The organism is Phytohabitans flavus (genome assembly GCF_011764545.1).
GTDB classification, from domain to species: Bacteria; Actinomycetota; Actinomycetes; order Mycobacteriales; family Micromonosporaceae; genus Phytohabitans; species Phytohabitans flavus.
Genome location: NZ_AP022870.1, coordinates 4,364,099 through 4,378,037 on the forward strand (window position 1 = coordinate 4,364,099; position 13,939 = coordinate 4,378,037).

Below are 13,939 nucleotides of genomic sequence, written 5' to 3' on the forward strand. Positions count from 1 at the left end.
TCTTGAGCAGAACTATTCCTGTAGCACCCAGCTATAGTCAGAGCCTATGAACGGCGAGGTGTCGAGCGACGCGCTCACCGCCTTCGCCGTCTTCGCCGAGCACCTCAACTTCACCCGCGCCGCCGCCGAGCTGCACATCTCCCAGCCCGCCCTGCACGTCAAGGTGGCCAAGCTGGCACGCACGCTCGACCGCCCGCTCTACCACCGCAGCGGCCGCCGCCTGGTCCTCACGCCCGACGGCGAGGCGGTGGCCCGCTTCGCCCGCGACCACGACGAGCGGCTGACCCGCTTCCTCGGCGAGCTGCGCGCCACTCCCCCACACCAGCCGGTGATCCTCGCCGCCGGCCAGGGTGCGTACCTGTACCTGCTCGGCCCCGTCATCCGCGACTCGCTGCCGGCCCGCCTCCGCCTCGTCAACGGCGACCGGTCACAGACACTCGCCGCCGTCCGCACCGGCCGCGCGCACATCGGCGTCGCCGTGCTCGACACGCTGCCCGACGACCTGACCACCGAGCTGCTCGCCAGCTACCCGCAGACGGCGATCCTGCCGGCCACCCACCCCCTAGCCCGCCGCCGCCGGCTGCGGCTACGCGACCTCGCCGGCGCCGCCCTGGTCGTACCGCCACCGCAGCGTCCACATAGGATCGCCCTGGAACGCGCCCTCCGCGCCGCCGGCGTCGAGTGGTCGGTCGCGGTCGAGGCCGAGGGCTGGCCGCTCACCCTGCACTTCGTGTCGCTGGGCCTGGGCCTCGCGGTAGTGAACGGCTGCGTCACCCCAACCGCCGGCCTGGTCAGCCGCCCACTCGCCGACCTGCCGGACATCCCCTACTACGCCTTCCACCGCCCAGGCGCCCTAGACGACCCCCGCGTGGCCGACCTCCTCACCCGCACCCGCACCCACCTCGCCAGCCCCCGCCGCCATGACCAGGCTGGCTGGCGATGGTTGTGAAGCGCGGAGGGTGAGGCTGCGGGAGCGGCGGTCTGGACCACCGCGGACGTCGCGGTAGCTCAATGTCTAGAAAGGGCCTGGTTGGGCGATGCGGGCGTGTAGGCGGGCGGCCTGGAGGGTCAGGTAGTAGCGCTCCGGGGTGCTGGACGTGCGGGCGGCGGCCGCGCGGTAGTGGTGTTGGGCCGTCTCGGTGTCGCCGGCCATGTCGTGCAGGTGGGCGCGCACCGCGTCCAGGCGGTGGTGGTCTTGCAGGCGTTCGGCGGCCTCCTCCACCGCGGCCAGCCCCGCCGCCGGGCCGTGCACCATCGCGACGGCGACCGCGCGGTTGAGCGTGACGATCGGGTTGGCGGTCATGCGTTCCAGCAGGCCGTAGAGCGCGAGGATCTGCGGCCAGTCGGTCTCCGCCACGCGGGCGGCGCGGGCGTGGAGGGCGGCGATCGCGGCCTGGAGCTGGTACTCGCCGACCGCGCCGCGGACGATGGCGGCGTCCAGCAGTGCCGTGCCCTCCTCGATCAGCGCGCGGTCCCACCGGCCGCGGTCCTGGTCGGCCAGCGGGATCAGCTCGCCGGAGGGGCCCGTGCGCGCGGGGCGGCGGGCGTCGGTGAGCAGCATCAGCGCGAGCAGGCCGGCCACCTCGGTGTCGTCGGGCACCATGCGGTGGGTCAGCCTGGCCAGCCGGATCGCCTCGCGGGACAGTTCGACGCGGTGGACGGCCGGGCCGGCGCTGCTCGTGTACCCCTCGTTGAAGATCAGGTAGAGCACGCGGAGCACGGCCTTCAGGCGATCGGCGCCGGACGGCATCGCGAACGGGGTGCCGGACGCCCTGATCCGCTGCTTGGCCCGGCTGATCCGCTGCCCCATCGTGGTCTCCGGCACCAGGAACGCGCGGGCGATCTCGGCCGTGGTGAGGCCGCCGACCGCACGGAGCGTGAGCGCGATCGCCGACGCGGGTGTCAGGGCCGGGTGGCAGCAGAGAAGCAGGACCGTGAGCGAGTCGTCCTCCTCGGCGCAGGCCGGCGGGGGTGGCTCGCGGAGCGCGGCGGCCACCTCCCGGCGCCGCCGGGCCTGCTCGTTGCGCAGCTGGTCGAGCAGCTTGCGGCTGGCGGTCTGGATCAGCCACCCGCGCGGGTTGTCCGGCACGCCCTCGGCCGGCCAGTGCGTGATGGCCGTGAGCAGCGCCTCCTGAGTGGCGTCCTCGGCCGCGTCGAAGTCGCCGTACCGCCGGGCGAGCACGCCGAGGACCTGCGGCGCGCACTCACGCAGCAGGTCCTCGAACGCGACGGCGTTCAGGCGTCCATCACCCTGCGTACTCCGATCGGCTGCCGCAGCGGGATCCCGCCCGGACCGGGTACGGCCGAGACGCGGGCGGCGATCTCGATGGCCCGCTCCTCCGACTCCACGTCGACGATCTGGAAGCCGGCCAGCATCTCCTTGAACTCCGCGAACGGGCCGTCGGTCACCACCGGCGCGGTCACGCCGTCACCGACCACCACCTTGGCCACCTCCGGGCCGGTCAGCGCCTCCATGCCGACAAGCTCACCGCGCTCGGCCAGCTCCGTGTTGAGCGCTCTGTAGTAGTTGAGATGCGCCGTGACCTCCTCCGGCGCCCATTCGGCCATCGGTGACTCGACGTCGCCACCGTTGTAGTCCACGGTCAGCAGGTATCTGGGCATGCTCCGACTCCCTTCAGGTCACCCCATGGACGAAGCCGGACAGCCGATTTCTACATCAGCGCCGGCGCTCCGCCGGGACCGGCGGATGAAACTCCGACGAGGTGGCCCGCTGCTTTCGCACCAGGTGGGTGAGATACAGCAGAGCGCCGGTGAGCAGCCCCATGTCGTCGAGGTAGATCGGGTCGGGCAGCAGGTCGACCGGGAGGATGGTGTAGAGCAGCGCGCCGTAGAACGCCACCTTGCCGCCGGCGCCCAGCTGGCCGAGGAGCTTGCGGGTGCGCCAGACGCGGACGGCGAGCACGAGCGCGCCGATCAGCGTCGCCACGGCGAGGATCACGCCGAGGACGATCACCACGGTCCAGGCTTCGCGCGACATGCCGTCACGGTAGCTGAGCGGAGCGCCACCCGCCCGTCGAGCGAGCTGGGGCCTACCCCACCCGATTGACGAACGCGAGCACCCGCTCGGTGAGCGCCGCGGCGGCCACCTCGTCGTACGTACCGAGGCTCGCGTCGGCGAACAGGTGGACCTTGCCGGGGTAGAGGAACAGCTCCGCCTCCGGCGTCGCCGCGACGAACGCCCGGGCCGCGTCGAGGTCACCCTCGCCGGCGAAGATCGGGTCCTCATCCATCCCATGCACCTGCGCGGGTACGCCAGCGGGCCAGGCGCCGAACTCGGACGGCGGCACGAACGACTCCAGGAACACCGCGCCCTTGGCACCGGGCCTGGTCTGGGCGAGCCGCTGCGCGGGCAGGACGCCGAGCGAATACCCCACGTACACCACCTCAGCGGGCAGCCCCTCGGCGGCGGCGACACCGTCGTCCAGAAGCGCCTCGAAGCCCAGCGACCGCCCGTGGGCGATACCGGCGTCGAGAGTCTCGAAGACCTTGCCGCCATACAGGTCCGGCGTGTGCACGGTGTGCCCGGCCTTGCGCAGCGTCTCGGCGAAGTCGCGCTGCCCGGACGTCAGCCCGAGCGCGTGGTGCAGGTAGAGGATCACAGCCATGGGCCAGAGCCTATGCCGCACCCCCGACACGAAGGGCTCAGGACCAGGAGGCGTGCCGCTCGTACACGCCGCCGACGGTGAGCTGCTGCTCCTCGGTACCGTCCGGGCGGGCGATCCACACCGACGGCTCCTGCACCCTGCCCCGGGTGAACGCGATCCACTTGCTGTCCGGCGACCAGGTCGGGTCCATGTCCTGGGCCGTACCGCTGGTGACCGGCTGGTTGTCGGTGCCGTCCGGCCGGACCATCCAGATGTCGGACTGCCCGCCCGCCGCACCGTTGCGCGTGTACGCGATCCACTTGCCGTCCGGCGACCAGCACGGGTCGGCGCAGTTCACCTCGTCCTTGGTCAGCCAGCGCGGCGTCGCGTCCGGCTCGTCGAGCTGGACCAGGGCGATCTGCCGGTTGCCCTTCGTGTTGATCCACATCGCGACCACGTCGCCGGACGGCGACCAGGTGGGGTCGTCCTTGTCGTCCTTGCTCCGGGTGACCCGCACGGGCTTCTCGTCGCCCAGGGTGAACGTGAAGAGCTGGCTGCGCCCCTCCCACGTGTCCACATAGGCCAGTTGCTTGTCATCCGGCGACCAGCAGACCCGGGTACCGCGGCCCACCCGGTCGACGACCACGGTCGGGTCGGAGCCGTCCGGGCGCATGGTGACGATCTGCCACCACCTGCCGTCGTTACGGATGTACACGATGGTCTGGCGGTCGTGTGACCACTGCGGCAGCGCGTCGTGTCCGGAGTCGGCGAGCTTCGTCCGGTCCCCGCTGCCCGGCGTGGTGCTGTAGATGGACGAGCTCTCGCCCTCGTCGAGGCGGACGAGCATCGTGTCCGTCGGGTACGGCCCCTCGGCGGCGGTGGGGGTCGTGGACGGAGTCGGTGCCTCGTCGTCCCCGTCGGCGCCGCCCTCGGCTGGCTTGTCGCCACCCAGCACGTACCCGGTGACGGCGCCCGCCGCGGCCAGGCCGGCCAGCAGCGGTACCCCTATGATGATCATCCGCCGGTCCACGACGGACGCCCGTCCTTGCTCACGCGGCTCGGCACCCGGCTCCTGCCCGGGGTTGGCCATCGTCCCTCCCTGGCTTCGACGACGGTGCTGCCGCGGTCAGACCCCCGCCACGGCCAGCCGATAGTTGCATCCCGGGGCAAGCCCGACAAGCAACGGCGTCAAGCCCACACGCCAGGGTTTGACGGCTAGAGTCTCGGGAACATCTCGGCCAGGTCTCGGTAGGGTCACGGCGAACGGAGCGTACGTACATGCGCATCGCGATTCTCTCGGTCGACCATCGGCCAGTGCGCCCCGCGAGCCGGGCCTGGACGGCGGCGCCGGCGGTACACGTCGGCGAGTTGGCCGCCGCCCTCGCCGAGTGCGGGCACGACGTACGCGTCTACACGCGACGGACCAGCCTCTCGCAGCCCGAGGTCAAGGCCGGCACGGACGGCGTGACCACCGTGGCGGTACCCGCCGAGGACGGCGACGAGTTCGGGCAGTGGCTGGACGCGTCGTGGCGGGACGGCTGGGCGCCGGAGGTCGTACACGCGCACGCCCTGCCCTCGGCCGTCGCCGCGATGGTGGCCCGGAAGCTGACCAGCCGGCCCACCGTGGTCACCTTCCACGGTGAGCAGGACGGCGACGCCGCGGCCATCGCCGGTACCGCCGACGCCGTCGTGGCGCTCTCCCGCGCCGAGGCACGCGAGGTACGGCGGCTGGGTGCCGCCCCCGCGAACGTCTCGGTCATCCCACCCGGCGTGGATACCACCCGGTTCACCCCGGAAGGGCGGGCCTGGGTCCGGCGCCGCACCCACCGCGTCCTCGCCGTCGGCCAGCTCGAACCGGCCAGCGGCTTCGCCGCCGCCGTCGACGCGCTCCCCGAGCTGCCGGACACCGAGCTCGTCGTGGTGGGCCGCCCGCGCCCGCCGTCCAACGGGCTCGGCCCGCACGCCGCCGAGCTCCGCGCCCTCGCGGTCAACCACGGCGTGCACGAGCAGCTGCGGCTCACCGGCGCGGCACCCTACGGCGACATGCCCGGCTGGTACCGCTCGGCCGACCTGCTGATCTGCACACCCGAGCACTGGTCGTTCAGCCGCGCGGCGGTCGAGGCGATGGCCTGCGGGATCCCGGTCGTGGCCACGGCGGGCGGGCCGCTGGGCGAGACGCTCACCGACGGCGTGACCGGCCGCCTCGTACCGCCCGGGGATCTCGCCGGCACGATCCGCGACCTGCTCGCCGACCCGGAGCTGCGCAAGGCGTACGGGACCGCGGGCGCGGAGTGGGTCCGTGGCGCGTACGACTGGACGGTGGCCGCACTGCGCACGGTCGAGACCTACGAGCGGACCCGGACCCAGCATTCACTCACCCATGAGGGTGCGAGCGCCCCTGAGCTGGCCGCGTAAGCTTTCGCACGTGATCACACGGGTCCCGTTCGGCGCGACCGGACACTCCTCCAGCCGGGTCATCTTCGGCGGCGCGGCGCTGGCCAACGTCTCCAAGGGCGACGCCGACCGCACGCTGGACGTCCTGCTCGCCCACGGCGTCAACCACATCGACGTCGCGGCCAGCTACGGCGACGCGGAGCTGCGGGTCGCGCCGTGGCTGCGGCGGCACCCCGACACGTTCTTCCTGGCCACCAAGACCGGCGAGCGGTCGTACCGCGCCGCGCGCGAGCAGATCCACCGCTCGCTGGAGCGCCTCGGCGTCGACCAGATCGACCTGATCCAGCTGCACAACCTCGTCGACGTCATCGACTGGGAAAACGCCCTGCGTGACGGCGGCGCGCTCGAGGCGGCCGTCGAGGCGCGCGAGGAGGGGCTGGTCCGCTTCATCGGCGTGACCGGTCACGGCTTGTCCGTGCCCGAGATGCACCGCCGCAGCCTGGAGCGCTTCCCGTTCGACTCGGTGCTGCTGCCATACAACTACCGGCAGATGCGGGACGCCCGCTACGCGGAGAAGTTCGAGGCTGTCGCGGCCGCCAGCGCGGAGCGCGACGTCGCGCTACAGACCATCAAGAGCCTCGCCCTGCGCCCGTGGGACGGCCGCGAGAAGACCGCCACGACGTGGTACGAGCCGCTGCGCGACCAGCCCAGCATCGACCTCGCGGTGCACTGGGTGCTCGGCAACCCGCAGGCGTTCCTGATCACGACCGGCGACGTGACGATCCTGCCGGGCCTGCTCGACGCGGCCGAGCGCTTCCAGGAGCGCCCGTCCGACGAGCAGATGGACGCCCTCGTCGCCGAGCGCGAGCTGTCCCCGCTCTTCTACTAGCGACCGCATGCCCGGCGCGCGACCGGGTACGACGCTGGCATGCGGATCGGTTACTTCCTGTCCAGCGAGGAGTTCGGCCCGGCCGACCTCGTCACGCAGGCGAAAGGCGCCGAGGCGGCCGGCTTCCAGGGGTTGTGGATCTCAGACCACTACCACCCGTGGAACGACGCGCAGGGGCAGAGCCCGTTCGTCTGGTCGACGATCGGGGCGCTCAGCCAGGTGTGCCGGCTGCCAGTCACGACCTCCGTGACCTGCCCGACCACGCGCCTCCACCCGGCGATCGTGGCCCAGGCCGCGGCGACCAGCGCGGTGCTGCACGAGGGGCGGTTCGTGCTCGGGGTGGGCAGCGGGGAGGCGCTCAACGAGCACATCGTCGGCCGGCCTTGGCCCAGCGCGTCGGTACGGCTCGAGATGTTGGAAGAGGCCGTCGACGTGATCCGGCGGCTGTGGCGGGGCGGCTTCGTCGAGCACCGCGGCCGCCACTACACGGTCGACAACGCCCGGATCTACACCCGCCCCGAGCAGCCGCCCGCGATCTACATGTCCGGCTTCGGGCACAAGGCGGTCGACCTGGCAGCCCGGATCGCGGACGGGTACATGCTCACCAAGCCGGACGCCGAACTGATCCGCCGCTTCCGGGACGGCGGCGGCGGTGACCGGCCCTGCCAGGGCTCGTTCAAGGCCGCCTACGCACCGAGCGTCGAGGAGGGCACCCGCCTCGCGTACGAGCGCTGGCCCAACGAGGCGCTGCCCGGCGAGCTGCCCCGCGTGCTCCCGTCGCCGCGCCACTACGAGCAGGCGGCGCAGCTGGTCCGGCCCGAGATGATGGGCGAGCACTTCGCCTGCGGCGCCGACCCCGGGGAGCACCTGCGCCGGATCGACGCGTTCGCGGAGGCCGGGTTCGACGAGATCTACGTCGCCAACACCGGGCCGCACTGCCAAGGATTCTTCGACATGTACGCGGAGAAAGTGCTCCCCCGTTTCGCGTAGGGTGCTCGGGTGACCGAGCCCGCCGACGTCCTCGCCACCCGGACCGCGTACGACACAGTCGCCGCCGACTACGCCGATCTGCTCAAGGACGAGCTCGCCCAGGCGCCGCTGGAGCGGGCACTGCTCGGCACCTTCGCCGAGCTGGTTCTGACCGGCGGGGGTGGGCCGGTCGCCGACGTGGGCTGCGGCCCCGGGCGGATCACCACGTACCTGGACGGCCTCGGCCTCGACGTCAGCGGCATCGACCTGTCGCCGGAGATGGTGGCGGTGGCCAGCCGCGCCTACCCGGAGCTGTACTTCCGGACCGGCACGATGGCGGCCCTGGACTTCGCCGACGGCGCGCTCAGCGGCCTCGTCGCCTGGTACTCGGTCATCCACACCCCGCCGGAGCGGCTGCCGCGGGTCTTCACCGAGTTCGCCCGGGTGCTCAGGCCCGGCGGTCACCTCCTGATGGCATTCCAGGTGGCGACTACCGGCGGGACCGACTTCGAACCGCGGCACATCACGCGCGCGTACGGCCACGACCTCGACCTGGACGCGTACCGGCTGCCGCCGGACCGGGTCACGGACCTGCTGGCGGCAGCCGGTATCGAGGTGACCACGCGCGTCGTACGCGAGCCGGGCGAGCGAGAGAAGTCCCAGCAGGCATACCTGATGGCCCGCCGCTAGAAGGCTTCCGAACTCGGGGACCATCCACGACGGAAATCGAGCTACCGCGATGTCCGCGGTGGTCCAGACCGCCGCTCCCGCAGCCTCACCCTCCGCGCTTCACACCCCACACACCTTGAGCCCGGGACCGCGCCACGCGCGCCCCGGCGCGCGGGCCACTGGTTCAAGATCCCGACAAAATCCCTGATTTTGCTGCTTCCCGCGAAGGTTGAGCCAGCAAAATCAGGGATTTTGCTGCCACCCGGACCCGAGGCCTGTGGGGCGCGGGTTTGCGGTTACCCCATTTCTTGCCTCCGGCGGGGATCTCCGGCCTCCGGGACGGCATCGCGGGTGGGGTGTGCGCGTGGTGTCGCGCGCTGACGGTGGTCTCGGTGGTGATCGTTCGCCCGATACCTACGCGACACGCCGACGGGGCCGCGGATTCTGGGCGAACGATCATCAGAGCTCTCCGCGAGGGTGGCTCGTCGGGCTTTGTGAGGATTGGCCCCCAGCGAGGCCCTCGGGGTGGGGCGCTTTGGTCGCGTGCCGCAGTCTGTGCGGCGACCGTAGTCAGCTTGCCGGCTGTGCCGGCTGGGGTTGGGGTGTGCGGCGCGGAGGGTGAGGCCGCGGGAGCAGCGGTCCGGACAACGGCGGACGCCGCGGTAGCTCAAGTCGTTTTCTGGAACTGAGTCTGTGGCGACCATTGTGGACGGAGCCCGCGACCTCGACTCCATCCGTCGCTAGACGCGGGTGCGGGTTGGGTAGTCGGCCGCGTTGAGCGCGCGGATATCGAGCCGTGAAGCCGAGGTAACCCGATATCGATCTTTACGTGAGGACGCGGAAGGTCATGCCCGCCCTCTCCAGGCGGAGCCGGAGCGCGTCGCCCATCGCGACCGCGGTCGTCAGCTGCCCCGCCAGCTCGGGCAGCTCGTCGTGGGTGAGGCAGAGCGCGGACTCCGCCAGCATCTTCGCCGTCTCGCCGTACCCGGGGTCGCCGCCGCCCACCTCGGTCACCACCCGCTGGCCGCCGCTCTCGGCGACGAGCCGCATCCGGAACCACCCTCGGGCGCGCTGCTCCTCGTTCGGCCCCTTGCCCGGCGGGAGGAGGCGGCCCATCGCCCGCCGCGCCGGGCCGAACTGGGCCAGCCCGAACGCGCCAATCGCGCCGGCCGCCACGCCAGCCGCGGTGAACGGGCTGCGTACGCCGACGAAGTGGCTGTACATGAAGTCCGGGCCGTACCGCGGTAGCGCCCGCGCCGAGTGCACCACGATCCGCGGGTCGATGCTCGACAGCGGCAGGCCGTACAGCCCCAGTGCGGGCTGGCGGTGCGGGCGCCCGGGCACACCGCGCACGCGCCGGCCGGACGGCGGGGCGCCCTCGACCCGGCGGCGCGCGGCGTGGACGGCGGCCGCCGAGCGGTGGCGCCCGAAGTTCAGCAGCACCGTGTTGAACGTGCCGCCGGACGGCCGCCCGCCCGCGCTGATGTAGCCGCGCATGCGGATCGGCTCGCCCTCGGGCAGTTGCTGGACGGCGAAGAGGGCACCGAGGTCGGGCGGGATCGAGTCGAAGCCGCAGGCGTGCACGAGGCGGGCACCGGTACGGGCGGCGGTGGCGTGGTGCTCGACGTACACCCGGTCCAGGAACTCCGGCTCGCCGGTCAGGTCGACGTAGTCGGTCCCCGCCGCGGCACAGGCGGCGACAAGTGGCCCGCCGTACTCGACGAACGGGCCGACCGTGGTCGCGACAAGGCGGGTCGACGCGGCCAGATCGCGGAGCGCGCGCTCGTCGCCGGCGTCGGCGGCGACCACGTCGACGGGCAGCCCGAGCTGGTCACGCAGCGCGCGGAGGCGGTCGGCGCTGCGCCCGGCGAGGGCCCACCGCAGGCCGGCCGGCGCCCGCTCGGCCAGGTACGCGGCGGTCAGGCGTCCGGTGAAGCCGGTGGCCCCGAACAGCACGATGTCGTACGCCCGATCCTCCACTACCGGAGGGTAACCAACGCATGATTCGCCAGCAGTAGGGGTATCAGGGGAGAACAGGTCACGCAGACGGGAGGACCACGATGAAGAGGGCCATCGGCCGGTGGGCTGTGCTGGCTGCCGCCATTCCCCTGGCGGCGATGGGCGCACGGCGGATCGGCCAAGCCGTCGAGGCGCGCCGCGGTTCCAACCGCATGTCGCAGATGATGCACAGGGCCGCCGACGCGATGCACAGCATGGGCCGCGCGCGGAAGCGCAGGGGCCGCTTCGGCTTCCGCTGACACACACCGCCATCCGCGGCGCGGTGCCCGCCCCGATCAGAGGCGGTAAAGCACCGCGCCGTCGATGTCTTCACGGGTGATGCCGAGACCGTCGATCGGGCGGCTGGTCAGGCCGTCCCACGGGGTACCGGGCAGGTGCTCGGGGAGCACCAGCACGTCCTTCACGCCGATCCCCCGCAGGTACGCGATCGAGGTCTGGTCCGGGAACGTGACCGTGACCGCCTTCGTCTGGCCCTGGCTCGTCGGCTCGAAGCCGGCCAGGCCGTTGGCGATGCGCGGGAAGCCGTCGGTGCTCCACAGCATGTAGTGCAGGTCGATGAGCCCGCCGCTGGGCAGCACCAGCAACGGCTCGCGGGCGGCGGCCATCGCGGCCGGCGGCTGCGGCACCGGCGGGTGGCCGGTCTTGTTGATGCTCTCGCCGAACACGAGCAGCAGCGGGATCACCAGCACCGCCCGGGTCACGACGCGGGCCCGAGGGCGCAGCAGGTCCGCGTTGCGCGCCGCCTCGGTGATCGCGCCGGCGGCGAGGATCGCCAGCAGCAGGCTGACCCAGATCATCAGCCGGCCCGGCGTACGCAGCGCGTCCCAGCCGGGCAGGTGCTTGGAAAGCGTGATGTAGCCGGGGTCGCCGTCACCGCCGAGCGTCGCGCCGAGGCCGAGCAGCGCGGTACCGAGCGCGCCGACCGCGAGCAGCACCCGGTGCCGGGCCCGGAAGTTCGAGAAGAACAGGCCCGCGGTCGCCAGGACGATCAGCGTGATGCCGGGCAGTAGCGCCATCTCGGGCGGCCAGGTGAGCTGCTCGCGGGCGGCCGCGTGCCGCTCGCCCCAGAACCACGACTCGCTCGGCGCGGTGAAGTACCCCTCCAGCGGCGGGGAGAACATGATCGTCCACTCCAGACCGCGGACGCCCTGCGGGTTGAGCTCGACGACCTTCAGGTAGACCCAGGCCAGGCTGGCGGTGACGACCGCGAAGACGCCGCCGCCGGCGAGGTTGGCGATCAGCAGCCGCCGGCTGAACGGCGGGCGCGCCTTCTTGCGCCACCACGACCATCCGTAGGTCGCGGCCGCGACGACGCAGGTGCCGATGAGGAAGTACGCGAACGGCAGGCCGATGCCGAAGCCGAGGCTGATCTGCCACGCGGCGACAAGCCACCCCGCGACCGCCCAGCCGGGCTTGACCTTCTCCGGCTGGTACCCCTTGGTCAGCGACCAGCCGTGGCCGCGGGCGAGCATCGCGAGGGAGAGCGCGATCCCGCCGATCGAAAGGATGTTCATGTGGCCGCCGTGCGCCAGCCGCCACGGCGAGAAGGCCCACGCGAGGCCGGCCACGACCGCGCCCAGCCGGCCCGCGCCGAGCTGCCGGACCAGCGCGTACGCCCCGATGAACGCGAGCGCGTAGAGCAGCACGTACAGGATGTTGTAGCGGACGATCGCCGCCTCCACGCCGTGGCCGAAGAAGCCGAACGGCGCGTACCCGAGCAGCGTGTCCGAGTACACATAGGTGTACGTCTCAGGATAGAAGGTGTTGGAGTCCCACAATCCGAACGGATCGGTCAGCAGTGCGTGCCCGCCCCACGCGACCTGCCACGCCTGAAGCGTCGGGTCGCCGATGTCGCCGGGGATCGTGGAGGCCGGATGCCGCAGCGTGGGCCAGGTCAGCACGACCGCCAGGAGCAGGCCGCCGAGCACGGCGAGCGTCCACTCGTGCGTGAGCACGCGCCAGACGCGGGCGCGTCTCGGCCCGGCCTCGGCGTCCTCGCTCGGGGCCTCGGGCTCGTCGATCGTCGGTGCTGCGGCTTCCATAAGGGTCGATGTTAGTCAGGCGGCCAGCCCCGGGCGGTACCCGGTGTGCCGCGCCGGTGGCCAAATTCGACCGAATGCTACCGGTCGCGACCGACCCGCCATCGACCGGTCAGGTACCAATCTCCACTAAGCCTTGAAAGTCTATTGGTTAAGTGGAATATTGCGGTCAGGCGGCGAGGCCCGCCGATGACCGCCCGGCCTCGCGCGCTGTTCGTGCGCGAGTCCGCGCTGAAGGAGGACAGGTTCCCTTGACGAATACACGGTCCTTGACCAGTACACGGGCGAGAGCGACCATCGCTCTCGCGCTTGCCGCCGGCCTGGCTCTTTCCGCTTGCGGTGGTGGCGACGACGACGCCTCCGGGGTGGCGGCGAGTCCACCACCCTCTCCATCGTCGGTTTCGCCGTCCCGGAGGCGGCCAACAAGGCGATCGCCGCCGAGTGGAACAAGACGCCCGAGGGCAAGGGCGTCAAGTTCCAGACGTCGTACGGCGCTTCCGGCGACCAGAGCCGCGCCGTGGTGGCCGGCCTCAAGGCCGACTACGTGCACTTCTCGGTCGCCAGCGACGTCACCCGCCTGGTCACCGAGGGCCTTGTCGACGAGACCTGGGATGACGGCCCGAACAAGGGCGTCGTCTCCTCCTCGGTCGTGGTGCTCGCCGTGCAGAAGGGCAACCCGAAGAACATCCAGGGTTGGGACGACCTGATCAAGCCGGGCATCAAGATCGTCACACCGAACCCGGCCTCCTCCGGCGCCGCCCGGTGGAACGCGCTGGCCGCGTGGGGCCACATCACGGCCAACGGCGGCACCGACGAGCAGGCGACAGAGTACCTGAAGAAGCTCTTCGCGAACGTCGTCTCGCTGCCCAACAGCGGCCGCGACGCCACGACCGGCTTCCTCAACGGCGCCGGTGACGTGCTGCTGGCGTACGAGAACGAGACGATCCTCGCCACCCAGAACGGCGAGGAGCTCGAGTGGATCTACCCGGACACCACGATCAAGATCGAAAACCCGGGTGCGGTACTCAAGAACGCCAGCCCGAAGGCGAAGGACTGGCTCAACTTCGTGCTGAGCGACAAGGGCCAGCGGCAGTTCGCGCTCAAGGGCTTCCGGCCGATCGTCGACGGCGTCGACACCACCGGCATCGAGGGCGCACCGGACCCCAACAACCCGTTCCCGACGCCGAAGAAGCTGCTCACCGTCGAGAAGGACTTCGAGAGCTGGTCCGCCCTGTCGAAGAAGTTCTTCGACGAGAAGGAGGGCATCGTCACGAAGATCATCGCCGAATCCGGTAAGGCTCAGTGAGCGAGCGAGTTGGCGCGGCGGCGTCTGGACGGAGCCGGCCCGCCGACGA

Annotated in this window: 14 protein-coding genes; 7 read left to right on the forward strand and 7 right to left on the reverse strand. The window is 71.7% G+C overall.

The genetic code is table 11. The features are described 5' to 3' along the window. Positions 1 to 46 precede the first annotated feature (46 nt). On the forward strand, positions 47 to 949 hold the full coding sequence (locus Pflav_RS19010) for a LysR family transcriptional regulator (RefSeq protein WP_173037343.1): 903 nt from the start codon (positions 47 to 49) through the stop codon (positions 947 to 949). Between the two features lie 66 nt (positions 950 to 1,015). Here Pflav_RS19010 and Pflav_RS19015 read toward each other — a convergent pair whose 3' ends face one another. The 5 genes from Pflav_RS19015 to Pflav_RS19035 are packed head-to-tail and all read right to left on the reverse strand — an operon-like array spanning position 1,016 to position 4,695. Further along, positions 1,016 to 2,239 (reverse strand): RNA polymerase sigma factor, encoded by a 1,224-nt coding sequence (locus Pflav_RS19015; protein WP_173042522.1) that lies wholly within the window; start codon positions 2,237 to 2,239, stop codon positions 1,016 to 1,018. Next, a complete protein-coding gene (locus tag Pflav_RS19020) occupies positions 2,236 to 2,622 on the reverse strand; it encodes a YciI family protein (protein WP_173037344.1) in 387 nt (128 codons plus the stop codon). The genes Pflav_RS19015 and Pflav_RS19020 overlap by 4 nt, the downstream gene beginning before the upstream one ends. Positions 2,623 to 2,677: 55 nt before the next feature. Beyond that, positions 2,678 to 2,998, reverse strand: coding sequence for a YkvA family protein (locus tag Pflav_RS19025; RefSeq protein WP_173037345.1), 321 nt, complete (start codon positions 2,996 to 2,998; stop codon positions 2,678 to 2,680). A gap of 52 nt (positions 2,999 to 3,050) precedes the next feature. Then, entirely contained in the window at positions 3,051 to 3,626 is a 576-nt protein-coding gene (locus Pflav_RS19030) for a dienelactone hydrolase family protein (RefSeq protein ID WP_173037346.1), read from the reverse strand. A gap of 37 nt (positions 3,627 to 3,663) precedes the next feature. Next, entirely contained in the window at positions 3,664 to 4,695 is a 1,032-nt protein-coding gene (locus Pflav_RS19035) for a TolB family protein (RefSeq protein ID WP_173037347.1), read from the reverse strand. A 188-nt stretch (positions 4,696 to 4,883) separates the two neighbouring features. Between Pflav_RS19035 and Pflav_RS19040 the strand changes: the two genes are divergently transcribed. The 4 genes from Pflav_RS19040 to Pflav_RS19055 are packed head-to-tail and all read left to right on the forward strand — an operon-like array spanning position 4,884 to position 8,547. Continuing rightward, entirely contained in the window at positions 4,884 to 6,020 is a 1,137-nt protein-coding gene (locus tag Pflav_RS19040) for a glycosyltransferase (RefSeq protein ID WP_173037348.1), read from the forward strand. Between the two features lie 10 nt (positions 6,021 to 6,030). Further along, complete coding sequence (locus Pflav_RS19045) at positions 6,031 to 6,888, forward strand: aldo/keto reductase (protein ID WP_173037349.1); 858 nt, start codon at positions 6,031 to 6,033, stop codon at positions 6,886 to 6,888. Positions 6,889 to 6,927: 39 nt separating this feature from the next. Continuing rightward, positions 6,928 to 7,878 (forward strand): TIGR03557 family F420-dependent LLM class oxidoreductase, encoded by a 951-nt coding sequence (locus Pflav_RS19050; protein WP_173037350.1) that lies wholly within the window; start codon positions 6,928 to 6,930, stop codon positions 7,876 to 7,878. Between the two features lie 9 nt (positions 7,879 to 7,887). Next, positions 7,888 to 8,547: a class I SAM-dependent methyltransferase gene (locus Pflav_RS19055; RefSeq protein ID WP_173037351.1), complete on the forward strand. Its 660-nt coding sequence runs from the start codon at positions 7,888 to 7,890 to the stop codon at positions 8,545 to 8,547. A gap of 804 nt (positions 8,548 to 9,351) precedes the next feature. Here the strand turns inward: Pflav_RS19055 and Pflav_RS19060 are convergent. Beyond that, entirely contained in the window at positions 9,352 to 10,506 is a 1,155-nt protein-coding gene (locus tag Pflav_RS19060) for a saccharopine dehydrogenase family protein (RefSeq protein ID WP_232071625.1), read from the reverse strand. Between the two features lie 80 nt (positions 10,507 to 10,586). On the opposite strand from Pflav_RS19060, the gene Pflav_RS19065 reads away from it, so the two are divergent. Further along, positions 10,587 to 10,784, forward strand: a complete 198-nt coding sequence (locus Pflav_RS19065; RefSeq protein ID WP_173037352.1) for a hypothetical protein — start codon at positions 10,587 to 10,589, stop codon at positions 10,782 to 10,784. A gap of 36 nt (positions 10,785 to 10,820) precedes the next feature. Here Pflav_RS19065 and Pflav_RS19070 read toward each other — a convergent pair whose 3' ends face one another. Then, on the reverse strand, positions 10,821 to 12,587 hold the full coding sequence (locus Pflav_RS19070; RefSeq protein ID WP_232071627.1) for a hypothetical protein: 1,767 nt from the start codon (positions 12,585 to 12,587) through the stop codon (positions 10,821 to 10,823). A gap of 331 nt (positions 12,588 to 12,918) precedes the next feature. Here Pflav_RS19070 and Pflav_RS19075 point away from each other — a divergent pair, with 331 nt between their 5' ends. Beyond that, complete coding sequence (locus tag Pflav_RS19075; protein WP_232071629.1) at positions 12,919 to 13,890, forward strand: sulfate ABC transporter substrate-binding protein; 972 nt, start codon at positions 12,919 to 12,921, stop codon at positions 13,888 to 13,890. The last annotated feature ends 49 nt before the right edge of the window (positions 13,891 to 13,939 follow it).

Coding starts and splice junctions, on each gene's coding strand:
- Pflav_RS19010 (WP_173037343.1), top strand. CDS start 47: ATGAACGGCGAGGTGTCGAGCGACGCGCTCACCGCCTTCGCCGTCTTC.
- Pflav_RS19020 (WP_173037344.1), bottom strand. CDS start 2,622: ATGCCCAGATACCTGCTGACCGTGGACTACAACGGTGGCGACGTCGAG.
- Pflav_RS19025 (WP_173037345.1), bottom strand. CDS start 2,998: ATGTCGCGCGAAGCCTGGACCGTGGTGATCGTCCTCGGCGTGATCCTC.
- Pflav_RS19030 (WP_173037346.1), bottom strand. CDS start 3,626: ATGGCTGTGATCCTCTACCTGCACCACGCGCTCGGGCTGACGTCCGGG.
- Pflav_RS19035 (WP_173037347.1), bottom strand. CDS start 4,695: ATGGCCAACCCCGGGCAGGAGCCGGGTGCCGAGCCGCGTGAGCAAGGA.
- Pflav_RS19040 (WP_173037348.1), top strand. CDS start 4,884: ATGCGCATCGCGATTCTCTCGGTCGACCATCGGCCAGTGCGCCCCGCG.
- Pflav_RS19050 (WP_173037350.1), top strand. CDS start 6,928: ATGCGGATCGGTTACTTCCTGTCCAGCGAGGAGTTCGGCCCGGCCGAC.
- Pflav_RS19065 (WP_173037352.1), top strand. CDS start 10,587: ATGAAGAGGGCCATCGGCCGGTGGGCTGTGCTGGCTGCCGCCATTCCC.
- Pflav_RS19070 (WP_232071627.1), bottom strand. CDS start 12,587: ATGGAAGCCGCAGCACCGACGATCGACGAGCCCGAGGCCCCGAGCGAG.